The 18,975-nt window shown below is 36.8% G+C and carries 14 protein-coding genes; 6 read left to right on the forward strand and 8 right to left on the reverse strand.

The features are described 5' to 3' along the window. Positions 1-39: 39 nt before the first annotated feature. The 3 genes from guaB to ACFIKI_RS05230 all read right to left on the reverse strand — a co-directional run bounded on the left by guaB (position 40) and on the right by ACFIKI_RS05230 (position 5,061). Entirely contained in the window at positions 40-1,539 is a 1,500-nt protein-coding gene (guaB, locus tag ACFIKI_RS05220) for an IMP dehydrogenase (RefSeq protein WP_375666111.1), read from the reverse strand. A gap of 158 nt (positions 1,540-1,697) precedes the next feature. Beyond that, on the reverse strand, positions 1,698-3,269 hold the full coding sequence (locus ACFIKI_RS05225; RefSeq protein ID WP_375666113.1) for a phospholipase D family protein: 1,572 nt from the start codon (positions 3,267-3,269) through the stop codon (positions 1,698-1,700). Positions 3,270-3,672: 403 nt separating this feature from the next. Further along, entirely contained in the window at positions 3,673-5,061 is a 1,389-nt protein-coding gene (locus tag ACFIKI_RS05230; protein WP_375666115.1) for a sigma-54-dependent transcriptional regulator, read from the reverse strand. Positions 5,062-5,321: 260 nt separating this feature from the next. Here ACFIKI_RS05230 and ACFIKI_RS05235 point away from each other — a divergent pair, with 260 nt between their 5' ends. After that, positions 5,322-5,681, forward strand: coding sequence for a hypothetical protein (locus ACFIKI_RS05235; RefSeq protein ID WP_375666117.1), 360 nt, complete (start codon positions 5,322-5,324; stop codon positions 5,679-5,681). A 274-nt stretch (positions 5,682-5,955) separates the two neighbouring features. On the opposite strand, the gene ACFIKI_RS05240 is transcribed toward ACFIKI_RS05235, so the two are convergent. Together ACFIKI_RS05240 and ACFIKI_RS05245 are read right to left on the reverse strand one after the other, a co-directional pair. Then, positions 5,956-6,948, reverse strand: a complete 993-nt coding sequence (locus ACFIKI_RS05240) for an SIS domain-containing protein (RefSeq protein WP_375666119.1) — start codon at positions 6,946-6,948, stop codon at positions 5,956-5,958. A 2-nt stretch (positions 6,949-6,950) separates the two neighbouring features. Continuing rightward, complete coding sequence (locus tag ACFIKI_RS05245; protein ID WP_375666121.1) at positions 6,951-7,877, reverse strand: UTP--glucose-1-phosphate uridylyltransferase; 927 nt, start codon at positions 7,875-7,877, stop codon at positions 6,951-6,953. Positions 7,878-8,143: 266 nt separating this feature from the next. Here ACFIKI_RS05245 and ACFIKI_RS05250 point away from each other — a divergent pair, with 266 nt between their 5' ends. Beyond that, positions 8,144-9,400 (forward strand): lytic murein transglycosylase, encoded by a 1,257-nt coding sequence (locus tag ACFIKI_RS05250; protein WP_375666123.1) that lies wholly within the window; start codon positions 8,144-8,146, stop codon positions 9,398-9,400. Positions 9,401-9,414: 14 nt separating this feature from the next. Continuing rightward, positions 9,415-10,491, forward strand: coding sequence for an SGNH family hydrolase (locus ACFIKI_RS05255; protein ID WP_375666125.1), 1,077 nt, complete (start codon positions 9,415-9,417; stop codon positions 10,489-10,491). A 163-nt stretch (positions 10,492-10,654) separates the two neighbouring features. On the opposite strand, the gene ACFIKI_RS05260 is transcribed toward ACFIKI_RS05255, so the two are convergent. Continuing rightward, the gene (locus ACFIKI_RS05260) at positions 10,655-12,679 is read right to left on the reverse strand and encodes a M3 family metallopeptidase (RefSeq protein WP_375666127.1); all 2,025 of its coding nucleotides are present in this window, start codon (positions 12,677-12,679) and stop codon (positions 10,655-10,657) included. Positions 12,680-13,298: 619 nt separating this feature from the next. Between ACFIKI_RS05260 and mgtE the strand changes: the two genes are divergently transcribed. From mgtE to ppa, 3 genes are all read left to right on the forward strand, one after another. Then, on the forward strand, positions 13,299-14,675 hold the full coding sequence (gene mgtE, locus ACFIKI_RS05265) for a magnesium transporter (protein ID WP_375666129.1): 1,377 nt from the start codon (positions 13,299-13,301) through the stop codon (positions 14,673-14,675). Positions 14,676-15,746: 1,071 nt separating this feature from the next. Continuing rightward, the gene (gene typA / locus ACFIKI_RS05270; RefSeq protein ID WP_375666131.1) at positions 15,747-17,573 is read left to right on the forward strand and encodes a translational GTPase TypA; all 1,827 of its coding nucleotides are present in this window, start codon (positions 15,747-15,749) and stop codon (positions 17,571-17,573) included. 68 nt (positions 17,574-17,641) lie between these two features. After that, positions 17,642-18,172, forward strand: coding sequence for an inorganic diphosphatase (gene ppa / locus ACFIKI_RS05275; RefSeq protein ID WP_375646036.1), 531 nt, complete (start codon positions 17,642-17,644; stop codon positions 18,170-18,172). Positions 18,173-18,211: 39 nt separating this feature from the next. On the opposite strand, the gene ACFIKI_RS05280 is transcribed toward ppa, so the two are convergent. After that, positions 18,212-18,538 carry a DUF167 domain-containing protein gene (locus ACFIKI_RS05280; protein ID WP_375666133.1) on the reverse strand — a complete coding sequence of 109 codons (327 nt, stop codon included), beginning with the start codon at positions 18,536-18,538 and terminating at the stop codon, positions 18,212-18,214. A gap of 22 nt (positions 18,539-18,560) precedes the next feature. After that, entirely contained in the window at positions 18,561-18,854 is a 294-nt protein-coding gene (locus tag ACFIKI_RS05285; RefSeq protein ID WP_375666135.1) for a YggT family protein, read from the reverse strand. Between the last annotated feature and the right edge of the window lie 121 nt (positions 18,855-18,975).

Below are 18,975 nucleotides of genomic sequence, written 5' to 3' on the forward strand. Positions count from 1 at the left end.
ATTTTATATTGATGCAATATGACATAGGCTCTTGTATCTTTAAACTGGCCCACGATAGTTTGGACTCTCCCGTGTGATAGAAACATCATGCGTATGACTTTCATGGAGTCCTGCATTTGTAATACGAACAAACGTTGCTTTTTCACGAAACTCTACGAGATCTTTTGCCCCAACATACCCCATCGAAGCACGAAGTCCACCAGCAAGCTGATGTAGAACTGATGCTATAGAACCTTTATAAGCCACCTGCCCCTCCACACCTTCAGGAACCAACTTAAGTTCATCACGAACGTCATCTTGAAAATAGCGATCAGCCGATCCTCGTGCCATAGCACCAACAGATCCCATACCGCGATAGGCTTTAAAAGATCGACCTTGATATAGATAAACTTCACCAGGACTTTCTTCTGTACCTGCTAAAAGAGAACCAATCATCGCTGCACAAGCCCCACCCGCTAAAGCTTTAGCAAAATCACCCGAAGCTTTGATCCCACCATCTGCAATTATGGGAATGCCCGCTTTTTCAGCAACTTCTGCAGCATTCATAATGGCTGCAAGTTGAGGTACACCGACACCAGCAACTATACGCGTTGTGCAAATAGAGCCAGGACCAATCCCAACTTTTACCGCATCTGCACCACTGTCAATCAATGCCTGCGTTGCTTGAGCAGTCGCCACATTCCCAGCAATAACAGCTGGAGAAGAAGTCATCTTTTTAATTCGTTCAACAGTTTCTAGCACACGTTGAGAATGTCCATGTGCTGTATCAATGACCAGAACATCAACGCCTGCGTCAATGAGACGTTCAGCACGCTCAATCCCATCATTCCCAACACTACTAGCCGCTGCAGCACGCAAACGCCCTTGAGAATCTTTAGCAGCATTCGGATTTAATTTCGCTTTTTCGATATCCTTAACTGTTATCAGTCCGACACAACGATTTTGTTCATCCACAACCAATAATTTTTCAATACGGTGATGATGTAAAAGATATTTTGCTTCATTGAGCTGGACATTTTCACGCACTGTGATCAAATTTTCATGCGTCATTAATTCATAAATTTTTTGTTTTGGATCTGAGGCAAAACGTACATCTCTATTGGTTAAAATGCCAACAAGTCGTCCCGCTGTCTCACCTTTAACACTATTTGCAACAACCGGAATACCGGAAATGCCATGAGAACGCATCAAAGCTTTTGCTTCTTCAAGTGTTGCATCTGGTCCAATGGTGACTGGATTAACAACCATACCAGATTCAAACTTTTTTACCTGGCGGACTTCTTCTGCCTGCTCTATAGGAGACATATTACGATGAATAACCCCAAGACCGCCAGCTTGAGCCATCGCAATAGCCAAACGCGATTCTGTTACCGTATCCATTGCAGCAGAAAGCAATGGCAAATTGAGCTTAATATCAGCTGCAATGCGTGTACTGAGATCCACTTGACTAGGCATAACAAGAGAATGACCGGGCTGTAAAAGTACATCATCAAAAGTCAGTGCCAATGCACCTGTCCCCGTTTCAACAATCTTTGCCATAGCAAAATTCCTTGTATAATAAAATATTATAATAAAACACCGCAAGGAGCCTTAAAACACAACTGCGGTTCTCATAGGTGATTGGCAAAAAATTATGCCATGCTACAAACAAAATGAAAAGAAAAATAAATATTTTTTTAAGTATGGTTTATAAAAATTTACAATTGTGATTCAATAGGTAACCAACTTATTATTTTTGCAAATGCGCGACGCCAAAAATTGCTTTCTGGTTCATAATCAATGCTATACTGTTTTTCATTTTCAATAAAATCCCAATAAATACGATCATTATCACCAAGACGAAGATGATAACTCATTTCTCCCGTCGTTTCTTCAGAAAACAATAAATCTAACCTTGCTGTAATGGGGGCACATTCAAAAAGAATGCCCATTTCTGTATTTAACGCTGCCGATCTAGGATCAAAGTTTAAAGATCCAATAAAAGCCGTTTTACGATCAACTAAAAAAGCTTTAGCGTGTAAACTCGCCTTACTCGATCGAAACAATCTCAACCCATGGGTGTTGCCTTCCGCTTTTAATTCATAAAGCTTAACACCACTTTTCAAAAGTGCCTTACGATAAGGTACATAACCACCATGCACTAATGCTACATCGGTCGCCGCTAAGGAATTCGTAAGAATTCTGACATCAACACCTTTTGAAACCAAATCACTAAAATTCTGCGTACCGACCTTACCAGGAACAAAATAAGGTGACGTAATCTGAACCGTTTTCTGGGCATTTCCAATAACCTTTGAGAGTGCCTTCATAAGCCAATTGCTCGCTTTTTTACGTAATGCTTTTTCTGGAGGATCAGAAAGAACAACAACTTTGTCTGCTAAAAATAACCGCTTTCCTGTTTGGATAAAACAATTAAAGTTAATGTGCTCTTTGACATAATCTAAATAAACTTTTGCAACTTTGGAATCACGAAACTTTCGTAATTTATCTTTCCAATAGCTAAGATCACTTGCGCTTTTAGGAACAACCAAAGTATGAATTGGCAAAACAACAGCACTATTCCAAAAATCATCAAAGATACTTTCTACCTTTTTAACAGAAGGACCGATTAACATCAAATCTAAATCTCGAAAATGGGATTCTTTACCAGCATCAAAATAAGAATCTGCAAGATTACGTCCTCCTACAAAAGCGACCCTGCCATCAACAATAAAAGCTTTATTATGCATTCTACGTGTTACAGTAATTGCCCGTAATATAATTTCTAAACCACGGCGTAAACCACCTTTACGCGATCGCCCTGGATTAAACATTCTCACCTCAATGTGAGGATGTTTATCTAGCGCAATATAAGCTGGATCACGTGCCTGAGCATTAATATCATCCAAAAGAAGCCGTACCCGAACCCCTCGATCAGCTGCCTCAACTATTTCACTTAATAATAGGCGCCCCGTTAAATCATCATCCCAAATATAATACATCAGATCAAGGCTACGCCCAGCCTCTGCTGCTCCTATTGCACGAACACAAAACGCATCTAAATTGCTGATGATAAGGGAAAGAGCATCTTTATCAATCCCCAATCCATTTTCTTTCTCTGCTAATTGACTAATGATACAATCAAGCTTGGTTTCATCTTTCTGAATAGGCAACGCATAAGAACATTGCCCCCTAGCATTTTTCACAAAACGCCCATAGGTGTAGATTGCCAACATAGATGCAATAAAAAAAAAGAGGACAAAACCAATAACAATCTGTAAAAGAGTCAAAGAGGGCAAACTTTCTATTTTAAACTATCACATCATCAGTAATGCAAACAATAACACTAATCACTTTATCTTAATCGTATAGCAGGTAAAATGCCACTTCTTGCTTAAGAGAGTATAAATTTAATATTGATGATACAAAAATTTTAGCGGTAGTATTTAAAAGTTTTTAAAAATGCTTCTCTGTTTTAATAAATGTAAACTTAACTAAAATTGTATAAATTGAAACAAACGATTAAAATAGTCACATAAAATTTATATTTGATTTAAATCAACAAAATCATCCTCTATAGATAAATTTTACAATAAATGATTGTTTTCTTCAGCTTTCCCCCACGGACTTTATCAAAATTCACTCTATTTTTTGAAACGCATGCTTGTCATGAAGAGAAATTTGTTATGAATTTTACTTCCGTTCTTGACTTCTTATTGTTCTCAATTCTTCCATTTTTCTATAAAGTGTAGAGCGACCGATATGAAGGCGGCGCGCAATCTCACTCATATGTCCTTTATAATGTTTAACCGCTTTCTCAATAATATCATGTTCCATCTCTGCAAAAGTACGTACATGCCCATCAGTATTCAAAAACTGTATCGATTCTTGTTCATTATCTTCTTGATCTTCCCGCATATTACCCTCAATGATATTAGGAACGTTCATTAATGAATTTCCCATTAATTGGGGAAAATCTCGAACAGTTAATAATGGTCCTTCACTGAGTAAAATCGCACGAAATAAAAAATTTTCAAGTTCATTTCTATTGCCAGGCCAATCATACTGCATAAGCAAGGAAAGAGCCGATCCTGTTAAACCATGAACATGTGATCGCCCTGTTTCTGTGATAATGCGATCAATCAAACGTTGTGTGATCTCTGGAAAATCATCCCTTAATTCTCGTAAAGCAGGAACGCTAATAGACAAATGAGAAAATTGTTCAAACAAACTATGCAAAAAAAGACTCTCTTTAACCAAGTCCTTTAAACACGATGTTGAAATAGCAATGATTCGAAAAGGAAAAAGTTCTTCTTTTGTATCCCTTTCTTTAAGATAATCAGCAAACCGTTTTTGCTGTATGGGCTCAAGTCGATCAATATCACAAAGGCAAAGTGTTCCTTTTTCAAGCGAAGAAACCAATGGTAGAAATTCTTTAAACCACTGCTGATTTTCCTCTTCTGGATCAACGATGGCTGAACATTGAAAGCGAATAAAAACGCCCTCCGAGAATAAACCCTCATGATGAATAATCTGAGCTAATGTCTCACGTCCTGTTCCAACTTCACCCTCTATCAAAAGATTTTGTAAAGAAGTCGCTGCTTTTCTCGATTGTTCTAAAACTCTCTGCATAGCTTTACTTTTTATGCAAAGATCAGAAAACCGTAAATGATTCTCTTTTTTTCGTCGAATATCTCGAACCTCATTCTCCAAGGCAGAAATAAGAGCAAGAATATCCAAAGTAACTCTTACGCGTAATAATGTTACTGGATGAATCCAATAATCAATAGCTCCAGCTGCTAAAGCTCTCTGGAGTAAATTCTGATTCTCTTGCTGTGCTATAACAATAATAGGAATAGAAACCCCAGAAACTCTAATCATTTTAATCAAATCGCTCACACTCAAATCACTCATAACGACATCAAGGAGTGCAAGCATAATGTTTTTACGCCTGTGTAAAAGATCAATCGTACGGAGGCCATTTTCTGCTTCAATGACACGGTAACCAAAACTTCTGAGCATTGCAGCAAGCTCTATACGTCTTCCATAATCTTCACTCGCAACAAGAATGGGACCAACCATAATGTCAATAATCTCCTTTGAGACTACTCAGGGGCTTAATGTAAAAATTGTTGTAAACCATAAGAAATATTTCACCTCTTGTGTTTCACTTACGAACTTCATCAAGCTGTTAATTAAATACAACATTAAGGCATTTTTTTCCATTTTTTTGCTTTTTCATTGATTTTCATCAAATTTTTCATATTGACTCATGGCGTAATTTAATAATTTTATACAAAATAGAAACTAGAGAGCAAAATAATCAAAATAGAGTGAAATAAATGAAACACACCTATCATATTTTATGTCTTACAATTGCTGCGATTCTATTAAGTGCCTGTAGCTTTTCGCAATATTATAGCCCCAATATGCCAACTGGAATTGATGGAAAATGGATTGATGAGAATGGTATTATTTCTTCTTTCCACAATGGTGTTTTCGAAACGCATGCAGCAGATACAGAAGAAAAACTATCAGAAGGGACATATAATTATTTCAATGCTCAAAATATAGAAATTGAAATACGCTCTATTCTCCGTGGAACAATCTCTAGAGTCAATTGCACAATGTCATATAACGCGACACAACTTCTTTGCACCTCACATACAGGAGCACAGTTTTTTCTTCAGAGAAAATCTTAAACAAAATATAAAGTAACACTTCTCTTAGAAATAGAGGAAGTACATACATTAAGCAGGAGGTGATCGTTTCTCCTCCTGATAGGAAACCCTCTCTAAAATATGCAAAGAGACTGTTACAATCTCTATCCATAGGATTTTTTAAACATTATGAAATGCGCAAAACACTCATTTTCTTCTACAAAACATAAGAAAACTCATTTCACAAAAAATTATGACTTTGCATCATTCAATCTATTTAAACCAATAATAACATTTTTTGGTAGGGAACTTTAATCTAAGCAGCACCAATGCGCAAAAGATCATGAAAATGAACAATTCCTATCGGCTTCTTATCTTCAACCACGAAAAATGCACCAATATGATGATCATTAATAAAAGCTGTTGCTGCACCAACAAGTGTATTTGGCTTTACAACTTTAGGAGCTTTGGTCATCACTTCGTCAACATTAAATTTTGATAAATTAAAATGAATGTTACGTGCAAGATCGCCATCAGTTACAATGCCGATTAGTTCACCTTCCTGATTCACAACACCAACACAACCAAAATGTTTTTTTACCAAAACATTCATCGCTTCAGTCATAGCTGTTCCCTGCATAACCAAAGGAATACTATCACCCTCATGCATAATATCACACACATATTTGAGGCTTGCACCAAGAGAACCACCAGGATGATATATTTTGAAATCCGTTGCAGTAAAACCACGCATTTCTAAGAGAGAAACCGCTAATGCATCTCCCATTGCCAATTGCATAATTGTTGAAGTTGTAGGAGCTAAACCATGGGGACAAGCCTCCTCTATCCTTGGTAATAATAGCACAATATCAGCTTGTCGTCCTAACACAGAATGCTCACTTGATGTCATTGCAATAAGGGGGATACGAAAACGTGCAGCATAGCTCATAATGCCACTTAACTCTTGAGTTTCACCAGACCATGATAAAGCAAGAATAACATCATCAGATCCAATCATACCAAGATCACCATGATTGGCTTCTGCAGCATGAACAAAAAAAGCCGGTGTTCCTGTTGAAGCTAAGGTTGCTGCAATTTTTGTCCCTATATGACCACTTTTCCCAAGACCAGTAATGACCACATGTCCACGGGCATTTCTAATAGTTTGAACAGCTGCTTCAAAAGAAGAAGAAAGACTTCCAAGAAGAGCTTCTTCAAGGGCTTTAAGCCCTTGCTTTTCACTTGCAAGTGTTTTAAGCGCCGATGCAACAGCACCTTGCAAAGCCACATGAGGAGATGGTCTGGTCATAATCAAATTCGATCAATAAAATTAAATGAGAAATCTACATCATTTTCAATTTTAATGGTTTCCAATAAATTTTTCAATGAGGCAGAAATGTGGCTGTGCATATCAGCGCGGGCTAAAGAAAATGCAACATTAGCTTCAATAAAACCAGCTTTAGAACCGCAATCAAAAGTGCGCCCTTCTAATTGCAAACCCCAAAAATTTTGTTCGTTTGAAAGCCGTATCATAGCATCTGTTAATTGAATTTCATTTCCTGCTCCTCGTTCTTGAGTGGAAAGAATATTAAAAATTTCTGGCTGCAAAATATAACGTCCATTGATATATAAATTTGATGGTGCTGTTCCTTGTGCTGGTTTCTCTACCATTTTTGTGATTTCAAAACCATTTGCAATCTGTTTGCCTTTCCCAACAATACCATATTTATGTGTTTCTCTAGGATCGCATTCCTGAACTGCTATAATATTTCCCCCACCCATCTTTTCATAAAGGCTCATCATTTCAGAAAGACAGCCCTTTTTCGCTTGTATCAACATATCCGGTAATAACAAAGCAAAAGGTTCCCCTGCAACTAATTCACGTGCACACCAAAGAGCATGCCCTAATCCCAAAGGTTGTTGTTGCCGAGTGAAAGAAGTTGACCCTGGTAATGGCTGTAAACGGTATAAATGTGCAAGATCTTCTTTCTTTCCACATTCAGCAAGTGTCGTATATAATTCAACTTGTTCATCAAAATAATCCTCAATAACGGCTTTGTTACGTCCAGTTACAAAAATAAAATGCTCAATACCAGCTTCCCTCGCCTCATCCATAACATATTGAATAACAGGTTTATCAACAACCGTTAGCATTTCTTTAGGAATCGTTTTTGTCGCAGGAAGAAAACGCGTACCAAGACCTGCCACTGGGAATACTGCTTTCCGGATTTTACGCACACTCACCTTCCTCAATGAATTCATATAACTTTTTTGTTTTATTTATCATATGTTTTTACGAAATGGTAAAAAAGATATCTTATTGTTTTGATTATCATTATAATGGGCAATCAAAAATATAAAAAGAGTCTGAGAATTTATTGAAGGAATTAAAACGAATTATTTATTTCAGTTTTCTCCTCTTCTTGATCATATTATCGATTAAACTAAATACAAAATAAAGTTATTGCACATCTAATGAATTGAATATTAATGGGGATTTCAAAATGCAAAAAACAGAATTGAAGACTTTCTCTTTTTTAGAGAAGTCAATAGCTTGGAGAACTCTTCTCACTGGCTCTGCCGTTATTTTTTCTGCTTTTTTAATGTTTTTTGCACCCCTTTCATATGCTGATAGCGGATTTAAACATTGGATTCAAGAGTTTAAAAAAATAGCTATTGCTCAAAATATTACCCCTTCTACGTTTCATATGGCGTTTAAAGGTGTTAATGCCATTGATCCAGAAGTTCTAAAAAGCGCCGCATACCAACCGGAATTTATTGCTCCTTCATGGAACTATTTCGACAATCGTGTCCATGATATTGCAATTGAGGAAGGACGGCGCCAAACTCAAAAATGGAACAAATGGCTTCTTCAAATTGAAAAACGTTTTGGTGTGGACCGCAATATTCTGCTTGCTATTTGGTCAATGGAAAGTAACTATGGGAAAGTTTTAACCAATAAAAGTGTAATGCGTGATGCCATTCGCTCACTTGCAACGCTAGCCTATGCTGATAAAAAACGTGCAAAATATGCATATACACAGCTGATTGCTGCTCTGAAAATTCTACAAAGTGGCGAAATTAATCGCTCTCAACTCACTGGATCTTGGGCCGGCGCATTGGGGCATACCCAATTTATTCCAAGCAGTTATCTCGCCTATGCTGTTGATATAGACCAAGATGGACGGCGTGATATTTGGAACTCTGTTCCCGATGCTCTTGCTACTGCTGCTAACCTTCTCCATAAAAATGGCTGGCAACCTAATCTTATTTGGGGAGTAGAAGTAAAAGTGCCGCAGGGGAAAAACCTTCCTGAAGGCTGGTATTCCTTTGAACAATGGAAAAAATTAGGTGTAAAACACGCAAATGGGCATCCTCTTCCTACATTAGCTGAACACGCAATATTAAAATATCCAGATGGAGAAAAAGGACCTATATTTTTAGTCACAAAAAATTTCTTTGTTCTGAAACATTATAATAATGCCGATCGTTATGCTCTTGCTGTTGCCCTTCTTGCTGATCGCATCGCTGGACATCCTGGATTGGTGCATGATTGGCAAAGACCTTTTCAATCTCTTACTTTCCAAGAATGTAAAGAACTGCAATCGCACTTAAGGGCACTAGGCTATTATAAAGGGAATGTTGATGGAAAAATCGGAACAGCCTCTCGCGAAGCAATTAAAGCTTTTCAACTCCGTCACGGACTAAAAGCAAATGGATATCCATCATCTCAAGTGCTTTTTCTCCTTCGCAAACAATAATGGAGAATAAGGTTTTGTCTCTTTCTCGCCTAATATACTTGATATTCCTACTGCTTTCACTTGCTATTATAGCGATTATACAGCCATCCCCAAGTAAAGCAACGAACTTCTTCAAATGGTTGTCACAACATAATAAACAGGCACAACAACAACCACAAATTATAGAACAAAAAATAGACAAGCCGCAAAAAAAGATTGTCACACAAAAAAACACACAAAAGCTAAAAAATGAGAATGCAAAGCGCATTCTTGTTGTAGGGGATTTTGCAGCTTCTGCTGTTGCCGATGCACTTAAAAAGTTTTTTATAAATAATAGCGATATCGTTATCATGAACAACACAATATCGGCTTCGGGCTTAATTCGAACGGATTATTATTCTTGGCAAAGAAATATTTCTAAACTCATTGATCAAAATAACCCCGATGTTATTATTATGATGATCGGTGCAAATGATAATCAACCCATCACAAACTCTCATAACATGATTAACACAGATCAGTCAGAATGGATGCGCATCTACAAACAAAGAATTATCGAAATTACTGAAAGTCTTCACGCCTCTGGAAAATCATGGATATGGATAGGTCAGCCTTCTTTTGGAAATGACCTTTTGACACAAAAAATGAAAATTTTTAATGCGCTCTATAAACAAGAAACAGAAACAGCAGGAGGATATTTTCTCGATATCTGGAGTAACTTTAGTGATGAAAAAGGAAACTTTTCTTTTTCTGGCTATGATGTTAATGGAAAAATAGCCAAATTACGCACCAATAATGGCATGTATTTCACCTCTGAAGGAAAGAAAAAACTTGCTTCTTATTTAGAAAAACCATTGAAAAATATTTTAAATTTTCATGCCTTTTCTCATGAAAATTCATACTCAACCGATAAAGCTATTCAAAAACTTATACAAGAGCCAAATAATCAAGAGTCAAGTAATATTATGCGCCAGCCTCCAATGAGCCTCGATGATATGGTACAACAAAATACCCACCTTCTAGGCAGAAGAACGTCAAGTTTTATAAAAAAATCATGGTTTCCACCAAATGGGCATCAAAAAGATCGGGCTGATAATTTTTCTTTCCCATAATGTCTATTTAAAATACAAAATCTAATTTCCTCTATAAACAAAAAGCGAATAAGATAAAAAACTCTGTTTACAGAGCTATAATGCAGAGAGAATTTGCATAAATCGCAACCACATCCTTCCAAAGAATATGAAAACGGCATGGTGTTAACCATACCGTTATATCTTACAGACCACGTTTGTTAATCATTGCCTCTGGTAAAGGCATCCGTCCCCGAAAAGCTTTATAAAGCTCCTCTGGATCACGACTTCCTCCAGCGGAGTAAATAAAACGTTTCAACTTATCAGCAAGTTCTGAATTAAAAACATCTCCCGTTTCTTCAAAAGCCTGAAAAGCATCAGCATCAAGCACTTCTGACCACATATAAGAATAGTAACCAGCGGCATAACCATCCCCTGCAAATACATGCATAAAATGTGGAGGACGATGACGCATAATAATTGTATCTGGCATTTGTAACTTTTCCAATTCTTTATGTTCAAAAATTGTTGGATCAGTTACTGTTTCGCCTTGATGAAAAGCCATATCCACTAAAGCTGATGAAATAAATTCAACCGCAGAAAATCCAGCATTAAATGTCTGTGCTGCTAAAACTTTATCTATCAACTCTTGTGGCATAGGAAGACCTGTTTTTGTATGTATAGCATAAGATTTTAATATCTCTGGTACGGTTAACCAATGTTCGTAAAGTTGAGAAGGTAGCTCAACAAAATCACGTGAAACAGATGTTCCCGACACAGATGGCCATGTTACATCAGAAAGCAAACCATGCAATGCATGCCCAAATTCATGGAAAAGCGTACGTGCATCATCAAGTGATAAAAGAGCAACTTCCCCTTTGGGTGGTTTAGCAAAATTACAAACATTGTAGATAATAGGCTTTTGTCCGCCATCCAATTTATGTTGTGATTGCAAACTACTCATCCACGCACCAGAGCGTTTTGAAGAACGCGCAAAATAATCACCAATAAAATGCCCAAGCAAACTTCCATCAGATTTCTTTACCTCCCACAAACGTGCATCAGGATGCCAAAGTGTAACAGAATTTTTTTCTTCAAATGTAATGCCAAAGAGTTTTTCTGCTACTCCAAAAGCTGCTTTAATCATACGATCAAGCTGAAAATAATATTTAATTTCAGCGCCATCGAAAGAAAATTTTTCAGTGCGAAGTTTTTCAGAATAATAACGCCAATCTGAAGCGGCTAAAGATTCATTGCTGCCCTGATTATTGGCAAAATTTTGTAATTCAATTTGCTCAGTAGAAGCCTTTGCTCTTGCTCGCTCCCATACAGGCATAAGCAAATCCATAACTGAATCAACACTTTTAGCCATGGTATTATCGAGTTTTAAATCTGCAAAAGATTTATATCCCAATAATTTAGCTTGCTCATCTCGAAGTGCAACAATCTCTAAAATAATGGTTCGATTATCATTCTTGTTATTATTTTCACCACGTTTAGCCCAAGCTTGGAACGCAACCTCACGCAAATCACGACGATCAGAGAATTTTAAAAAAGGTTCAACAATCGAGCGTGCTAATGTTAATGCATAGGCTTCTTCATTGCCTCTTTCGCACGCAATTTCTTTCATTGAAGCAATGAGATCTTGCGGTAAACCAGATAAATCCGTTTGTTTTAAAAATAGAATCCATTCAGCTTCATCGTTTAAGACATTTTGTCCAAAAGTAGCATTTAAAAATGCAAGCCTTTCATTAATTTCCACAAGTCGTTTTTTAGCTTTTTCATCGAGTTTTGCACCATGACAAACGAACTTTTTCCACCATAATTCAAGAATACGTGTTGTTTCACTCTCAAATATCCCCTGTTGCGACTGTTTATAAAGCACATCTATTTTTGCAAATATCCGTGCATCCATCATCATTTTTGAAGAATAACGAGAAAGTTTTACAACGAACTCTTGCTCTAGCTGTTGAATTAATACATTCGTATGAGCACTGGCGCGCAAGAAAAATATTGAACAGACACGATCAAGCGCTTTGCCGCAAAGCTCAAAAGGCTGTAAAAAATTCTCAAGCGTCGGTGGTTCTTGCTCCATCGCAATCGCTTCTAGTTCTTCTTCGGCTTCTTGAAGAGCCTGTTTAAAAGCAGGTTTAAAATCTTCATCACTTATAGAAGAAAAATCAGGAAGGCCTGAAAATCCCTTCCAGTCCAGCACGGCTTCTTTTGTCATAATACTTTATGTCTCCATTATAAATTTAAGCTGTAATAATTATCTTTACGACACAAATTGATAATATACTAAAATTATTTCGTGAGTTTCAAAACTACCTGTCAAAGCTCTATTGAATCAAAAAATTAAAAGTATCTTCAACTTCAGGAGATAAATAAAAATAAGAATTTCCACAATTATGAAACAAGATATTAATTTATAATGATAATTTATCTTTTTATATATTGATTGAGAAACCTGAAAATCGTAAGATTTTTTCATTTCAAACTCTATTATAATTGAAGCAATAAAAACACTTGAAGAAAGGCATAATTTCTATTCTTTACAAAATATTGCTGTAAATTCTTTTGAAAATTGCAAAACGGCATTGAAGAAATGATGGTAGAAATTAGAATTGATTTTTACATTTACGCCTATATTATCCCTCAATTAGGCAGTATTCTCGTTTCGATGATTCAGAAACTTGTTCATAATTAATAATTTATCCTTGACTTTACTTCAAATATTAACAATTGGAGTATATCGGGGGAGGTTTTTTCAAATCTTCCATAAACTTTTGTTTTTATCTCATCTATTATCTAGATTTATAACTCTCCAACTCTTCAGGAGGTACTTTATCATGACTGAAATCAAAACGGCCTTCGACTTCAAAAATTTTTCTCCTGAAGCTCTCGCTGAAAAATTAAAAAATCAGCATTTTGCAGACTCTATTGATATCATCAATGATCTCGATATCATGGAACGTGTCACTATTCTCAGTCTTCTACCTCTTGATTATGTTATCGAACTGTTTGACAAACCAGAACTTGAGCAACCTGCTGCTATTCTAGAACTTTTTCCTATAAATCACGCTGTTAAAATTCTTGATGGCATGTCTGCAGATGCTGCCGCAGACGTCTTTCAAGAAATGGATAAAGAAACCCGCACACGACTTTATGCCTTGCTTAAACCCTTAACGCGCGCTGAACTTAAAAAACTCACCAGTTATCCTGATCATACAGCAGGAGCACTGATGACAACAGAGTTTATAGCCGTTCCTTCAAACTGGACCATACAAAAAACTTTGGATCACATTCGTGAAGTCGAGCGAACACGTGAAACAGTTTATACCAGCTATGTGATTGATCCTAAAACAGGTACTCTTCTCAAAGCTGTTTCACTGCGTAACCTTATTCTTGCCTCACCTGATGAACAAATTCTCAATGTCCCTACTCATGACTCGCCCATTACAATATCGCCCTTCACGCATCATGAAGATATCGCACGCCTTTTCCAGCGCCATGATCTTCTCTCTGTGCCCGTCGTTGATGAAAACAACCATGTCATTGGCATTGTAACCGTCGATGACGTACTTGATACTATGGTTGATGAGATGAATGAAGATGCCTATAAATTTGGAGGTATGGAAGCGCTTAATAAACCCTATATGCAAATTAAGTTTCCTGAAATGATGAAAAAACGTGGCGGCTGGCTGGCTTTGCTCTTTATTGGTGAAATGCTGACAGCAAGCGCTATGCAATATTTCGAAACAGAACTCGAAAAAGCGATTATTCTTACACTGTTCATACCTCTCATTATGAGCTCGGGAGGGAATTCCGGCTCACAGGCGACATCCCTTATTATCCGTGCACTGGCTTTACGTGAACTTACGCTGAAAGACTGGTGGAAAGTTATCATTCGTGAAATTCCAACGGGGCTATCCCTTGGTCTTTTACTCGGAATTATTGGCATTGCACGTATTGCTCTTTGGCAACAACTCGGTATCTACGATTATGGACAACATTGGATTGCTGTTTCAACAACAGTAGGTACAGCTTTAGTTGGAATCGTTACCTTCGGTTCTCTTTCTGGATCTATGCTGCCTTTTATTCTTAAAGGTTTAAAATTTGATCCAGCAAGTGCTTCTGCTCCTTTTGTGGCAACTTTAGTCGATGTCATGGGCATTATAATTTATTTTTCTGTAGCTTCCCTCATTTTGTCAGGAACTCTTCTTTAAACATGTGAAGTAAAAATATACCCTTATGGAAAGATCTTGTCATGTAACCTAAAATCTATCCATAAGAAAACAAACTCTCGTATTTTTTTCTAGCGCACCATTTTATAATGATAATTCATCATTTTTATATCGAATAATAGCTCTGAATACCGTAAAATTACCTCATGATAGTCTTCTCATAAAATCATCTTCTTACCTGTCACAAGCAAGATGAATGTATGGATGGAAATTATTCAAGAAAGGAGTAAAATGCTCCTTATGCCCTCCCTCAAATACAAAAGCTGTCGCAATATTGACCGCTGAGAACGAATAATAATGGAGGTGATATAAGGGGGGGTTACACACTTCACAAAAGCGTTGATAGTATTACCATTCACGTATATTATAGCATTTATTGGCCCTATCATGAAATGGATGTGTAATATTAAGGTATCTTTCTTTTAATGCTTTTATATTCTTTATAAATCAAGCTGTGTTCCTGTTTCATAAATAAATCAAACAGATAATAACTCTTCCTCTAATCTGGCATACAAAAGTTAGAACTTCTTATAAAATTCTTAATCTTCTCAATATTTATCTCAAACTCAAATATGCGGTTGCATTAGATCTGAATATTGATTTACAAGCTCCAGAAAAAGCAAAAGCTTTATTAGAAGAAAAATACCAGAAAGCTGTTAATAGATTAGCTATGGATTGAGAGATATTCCGGATTTTTATCAATCTCTTTGCAAAACAACAAGCATAACACAACTAGCTTTACATTTACTTAATTTTTATAGACATCACATAAATTTCTCGCGTCATATTCATAAAGATCACATTGATGATGATTTATGGACAATTTTTGTCTCGAGAATAGAACACACCCATACTATAAAGTGCTTTTACGAAACTCCAGCAATTGAGGATTCATAGAGCATTAAAGACTTTGGTGAATCGTTTTGCCATAAAAATATGGACTCCATCTTCCAAAATTATAAAAAAACATGTAAAAGGCTTTTTAATAGTCAGGCAGAGAATGTAAAGACTTTGCCTCAAATGAAATTTCATTAAACGAAAAGAAGAAAATTTATGCAATTGCGTAACATTGCCATCATTGCTCACGTTGACCATGGGAAAACAACACTTGTAGACGGACTCCTTAAACAATCAGGAAATTTCCGTGACAATCAGCGCACAAGCGAACGTATGATGGATTCAAATGATATTGAAAAAGAACGTGGAATTACAATTCTAGCGAAAGTGACATCTGTTGTTTGGAAAGATACTCGAATTAATATTGTTGATACACCAGGACATGCCGATTTTGGTGGAGAAGTTGAACGCATTCTAAACATGGTTGATGGAGCCATTGTACTTGTTGATGCTGCTGAAGGACCAATGCCACAAACAAAATTTGTTGTTGGCAAAGCATTGAAAGTGGGATTGCGCCCTATTGTTGCTATTAATAAAATTGACCGACCAGATGCACGCGTTGATGAAGTCATTAATGAGGTTTTTGACCTTTTCGCTGCTCTTGATGCAACCGATGAACAGCTTGATTTTCCTATTCTTTATGGATCTGGACGCGATGGATGGATGGCTGAAGCCCCAGAGGGACCAAAAGATCAGGGATTAGGTCCTTTATTTGACCTTGTAACGCGGCATGTCCCTTCTCCTAGTGTAGCAGAAGGATCTTTTCGCATGATTGGAACTATTCTTGAAGCGGATCCGTTTTTGGGACGAATTATTACAGGGCGAATTCATTCTGGATCTCTAAAACCCAATCAAAATGTCAAAGTTCTTGGACAAGATGGAAAACTTTTAGAAACTGGGCGTATTTCAAAAATTTTAGCATTTCGTGGTCTAGAACGGCAACCTATTGAAGAAGGAAGTGCGGGTGATATTGTTGCGATTGCTGGTCTACAAAAAGGTACCGTTGCGGATACTTTCTGTGATCCAGCTGTCAATGAACCCCTTACTGCGCAACCAATTGATCCTCCTACTGTTACTATGAGTTTTCTTGTCAACGATAGTCCCCTTGCTGGAACTGAAGGCGATAAAGTAACAAGCCGTGTCATCCGTGACCGTTTGTTAAAAGAAGCAGAAGGCAATGTCGCTCTTAAAATTGAAGAATCTGCCGATAAAGATTCTTTCTACGTTTCAGGACGAGGAGAATTACAGCTTGCAGTTCTCATTGAAAATATGCGCCGTGAAGGATTTGAACTTAGTGTTTCACGTCCACGTGTTGTTATGCAAAAAGATGAAAATGGAATAACTCTTGAGCCAATCGAAGAAGTTGTTATCGATGTTGATGAAGAATATTCCGGTACTGTTGTACAAAAAATGTCTGAACGTAAAGGTGAAATGGTGGAATTACGTCCTTCTGGAGGTAATCGTGTCCGCCTTGTCTTTTATGCACCAACCCGAGGACTCATTGGTTATCAATCTGAACTTTTAACGGACACACGTGGTACAGCAATTATGAATCGTCTTTTCCATGCATATGAACCTTATAAAGGAGACATTGCTGGTCGTGTTAATGGTGTTATGATTTCAAATGACAACGGTGAATCTGTCGCTTATGCTCTTTTTAATCTTGAAGATCGTGGACCTATGATTATCGATGCGGGTGTGAAAGTCTATCAAGGTATGATTATTGGCATCCACTCACGGGATAATGACTTAGAAGTCAATGTGTTAAAAGGAAAAAAACTCACCAATATGCGCGCTTCTGGAAAAGATGAAGCCGTAAAGCTAACGCCTCCCATTAAAATGACGTTAGAACGCGCCTTATCGTGGATACAAGATGATGAACTTGTGGAGGTGACCCCTAAAAATATTCGTCTCCGCAAGCTCTATCTTGATCCCAATGAACGTAAACGTTTTGAAAAAACACGTGCATCAATTTCAAGCTAATTTTACAATCTCTTTGGTAAAACACTTGATTGTATTGAGCCTCACCCTATCCCAGAAAGGATGTCTTTATGAATATTAAGGAAATACCCGTGGGTAAAAACCCACCAGAAGATATTAATGTTATTGTGGAAGTCTCTCTTGGTGGTCAACCAATAAAATATGAGATGGATAAAAAGTCGGGCGCATTATTTGTTGACCGTTTTATTCATACATCGATGGTTTATCCTGGAAATTACGGTTTTGTCCCTCATACGCTTTCAGATGATGGTGATCCTATTGATGTCCTTATCTGTAATACCCGTCCACTTATGCCTGGTTGTGTGATCAATGTTCGCCCCATCGGAGCTCTAATGATGGAAGATGATGGTGGTAAAGATGAAAAAATTATTGCCATTCCCACTACAAAATTAACAAAACGCTATATCAATATTCATGACTATACAGATCTGCCCGAGATTACACTCAAACAAATTGAACATTTCTTCAAGCATTACAAAGATCTGGAACCTGGAAAATGGGCTAAAATTGAAGGGTGGCGTGATAAAAACTTTGCTTATGAATTGATTAAGCAAGCTGTTGAACGCAATAAAGAAATATAACAATTCTAATAAAATAAAGCCTGTTTTTTATAGGCTTTATTATTTATTTCTTCGCGACATATACTCTGTGAGGGATTGCCATATCTGCTGTAATTCTTCTAAATGTGTCGAAAAGTAAAGTTGTTTGTAGCGAGATGTTGCGCCGCTTTTCAGAGAAATAGAAGAAGCTGAAATTTTCCACTGCTTCGCAAGAAATTTAATGAGAGCTTTATTCGCTTTTCCATCTTCAGGAACAGCTCGAAGGCGTATAACCAGATATTGTTTTTCACCATCCCTACATTCAATCCCTATTATTTTATCAACAGATGATTTGGGAATGAGATATACAAACAAAATCAAGTTATTTTTATCAACTTGATAAAACATGTATTCGCCTCAAGTAATATTTCTATACATACATGTTTGCGTAAATGCGCCACATGAAAGTACGAATAAAATAAATAATAATGAATACCACAACAGGTGAAATATCAATTGTTCCAAAATTTGGTAAAATCCGCCGGATACGGCTTAGAACGGGATTTGTAAGGTGATATAAAAAATCTCTTATCAAAATAACAAAGCGATTGTGCGGATTTATGATATTAAAGACATAAAGCCAAGAAAAAACAACACTAGCGATTAAAATATCAATATAAATTTCAAAAATCAAATCAATTGCTCTAAGCAATGCATAAATCATGCGTTATCCTTTCAATCAAGGAAACAGAAGAGCGTACAGAAGGCCTTCATTAAAGTAAATCTGTGTATCAAACAATGGTTTTATATTTTAATATTCTTTTTTCTTGAATAAAAACAAAAAA

The sequence above is a fragment of the Bartonella sp. TT121SHDZB genome (genome assembly GCF_042193415.1).
GTDB lineage: Bacteria > Pseudomonadota > Alphaproteobacteria > Rhizobiales > Rhizobiaceae > Bartonella.

Coding starts and splice junctions, on each gene's coding strand:
- ppa (WP_375646036.1), top strand. CDS start 17,642: ATGAATATTAAGGAAATACCCGTGGGTAAAAACCCACCAGAAGATATT.
- ACFIKI_RS05235 (WP_375666117.1), top strand. CDS start 5,322: ATGAAACACACCTATCATATTTTATGTCTTACAATTGCTGCGATTCTA.
- ACFIKI_RS05280 (WP_375666133.1), bottom strand. CDS start 18,538: ATGTTTTATCAAGTTGATAAAAATAACTTGATTTTGTTTGTATATCTC.
- mgtE (WP_375666129.1), top strand. CDS start 13,299: ATGACTGAAATCAAAACGGCCTTCGACTTCAAAAATTTTTCTCCTGAA.
- ACFIKI_RS05230 (WP_375666115.1), bottom strand. CDS start 5,061: ATGGTTGGTCCCATTCTTGTTGCGAGTGAAGATTATGGAAGACGTATA.
- guaB (WP_375666111.1), bottom strand. CDS start 1,539: ATGGCAAAGATTGTTGAAACGGGGACAGGTGCATTGGCACTGACTTTT.
- typA (WP_375666131.1), top strand. CDS start 15,747: ATGCAATTGCGTAACATTGCCATCATTGCTCACGTTGACCATGGGAAA.
- ACFIKI_RS05240 (WP_375666119.1), bottom strand. CDS start 6,948: ATGACCAGACCATCTCCTCATGTGGCTTTGCAAGGTGCTGTTGCATCG.
- ACFIKI_RS05250 (WP_375666123.1), top strand. CDS start 8,144: ATGCAAAAAACAGAATTGAAGACTTTCTCTTTTTTAGAGAAGTCAATA.
- ACFIKI_RS05260 (WP_375666127.1), bottom strand. CDS start 12,679: ATGACAAAAGAAGCCGTGCTGGACTGGAAGGGATTTTCAGGCCTTCCT.
- ACFIKI_RS05285 (WP_375666135.1), bottom strand. CDS start 18,854: ATGATTTATGCATTGCTTAGAGCAATTGATTTGATTTTTGAAATTTAT.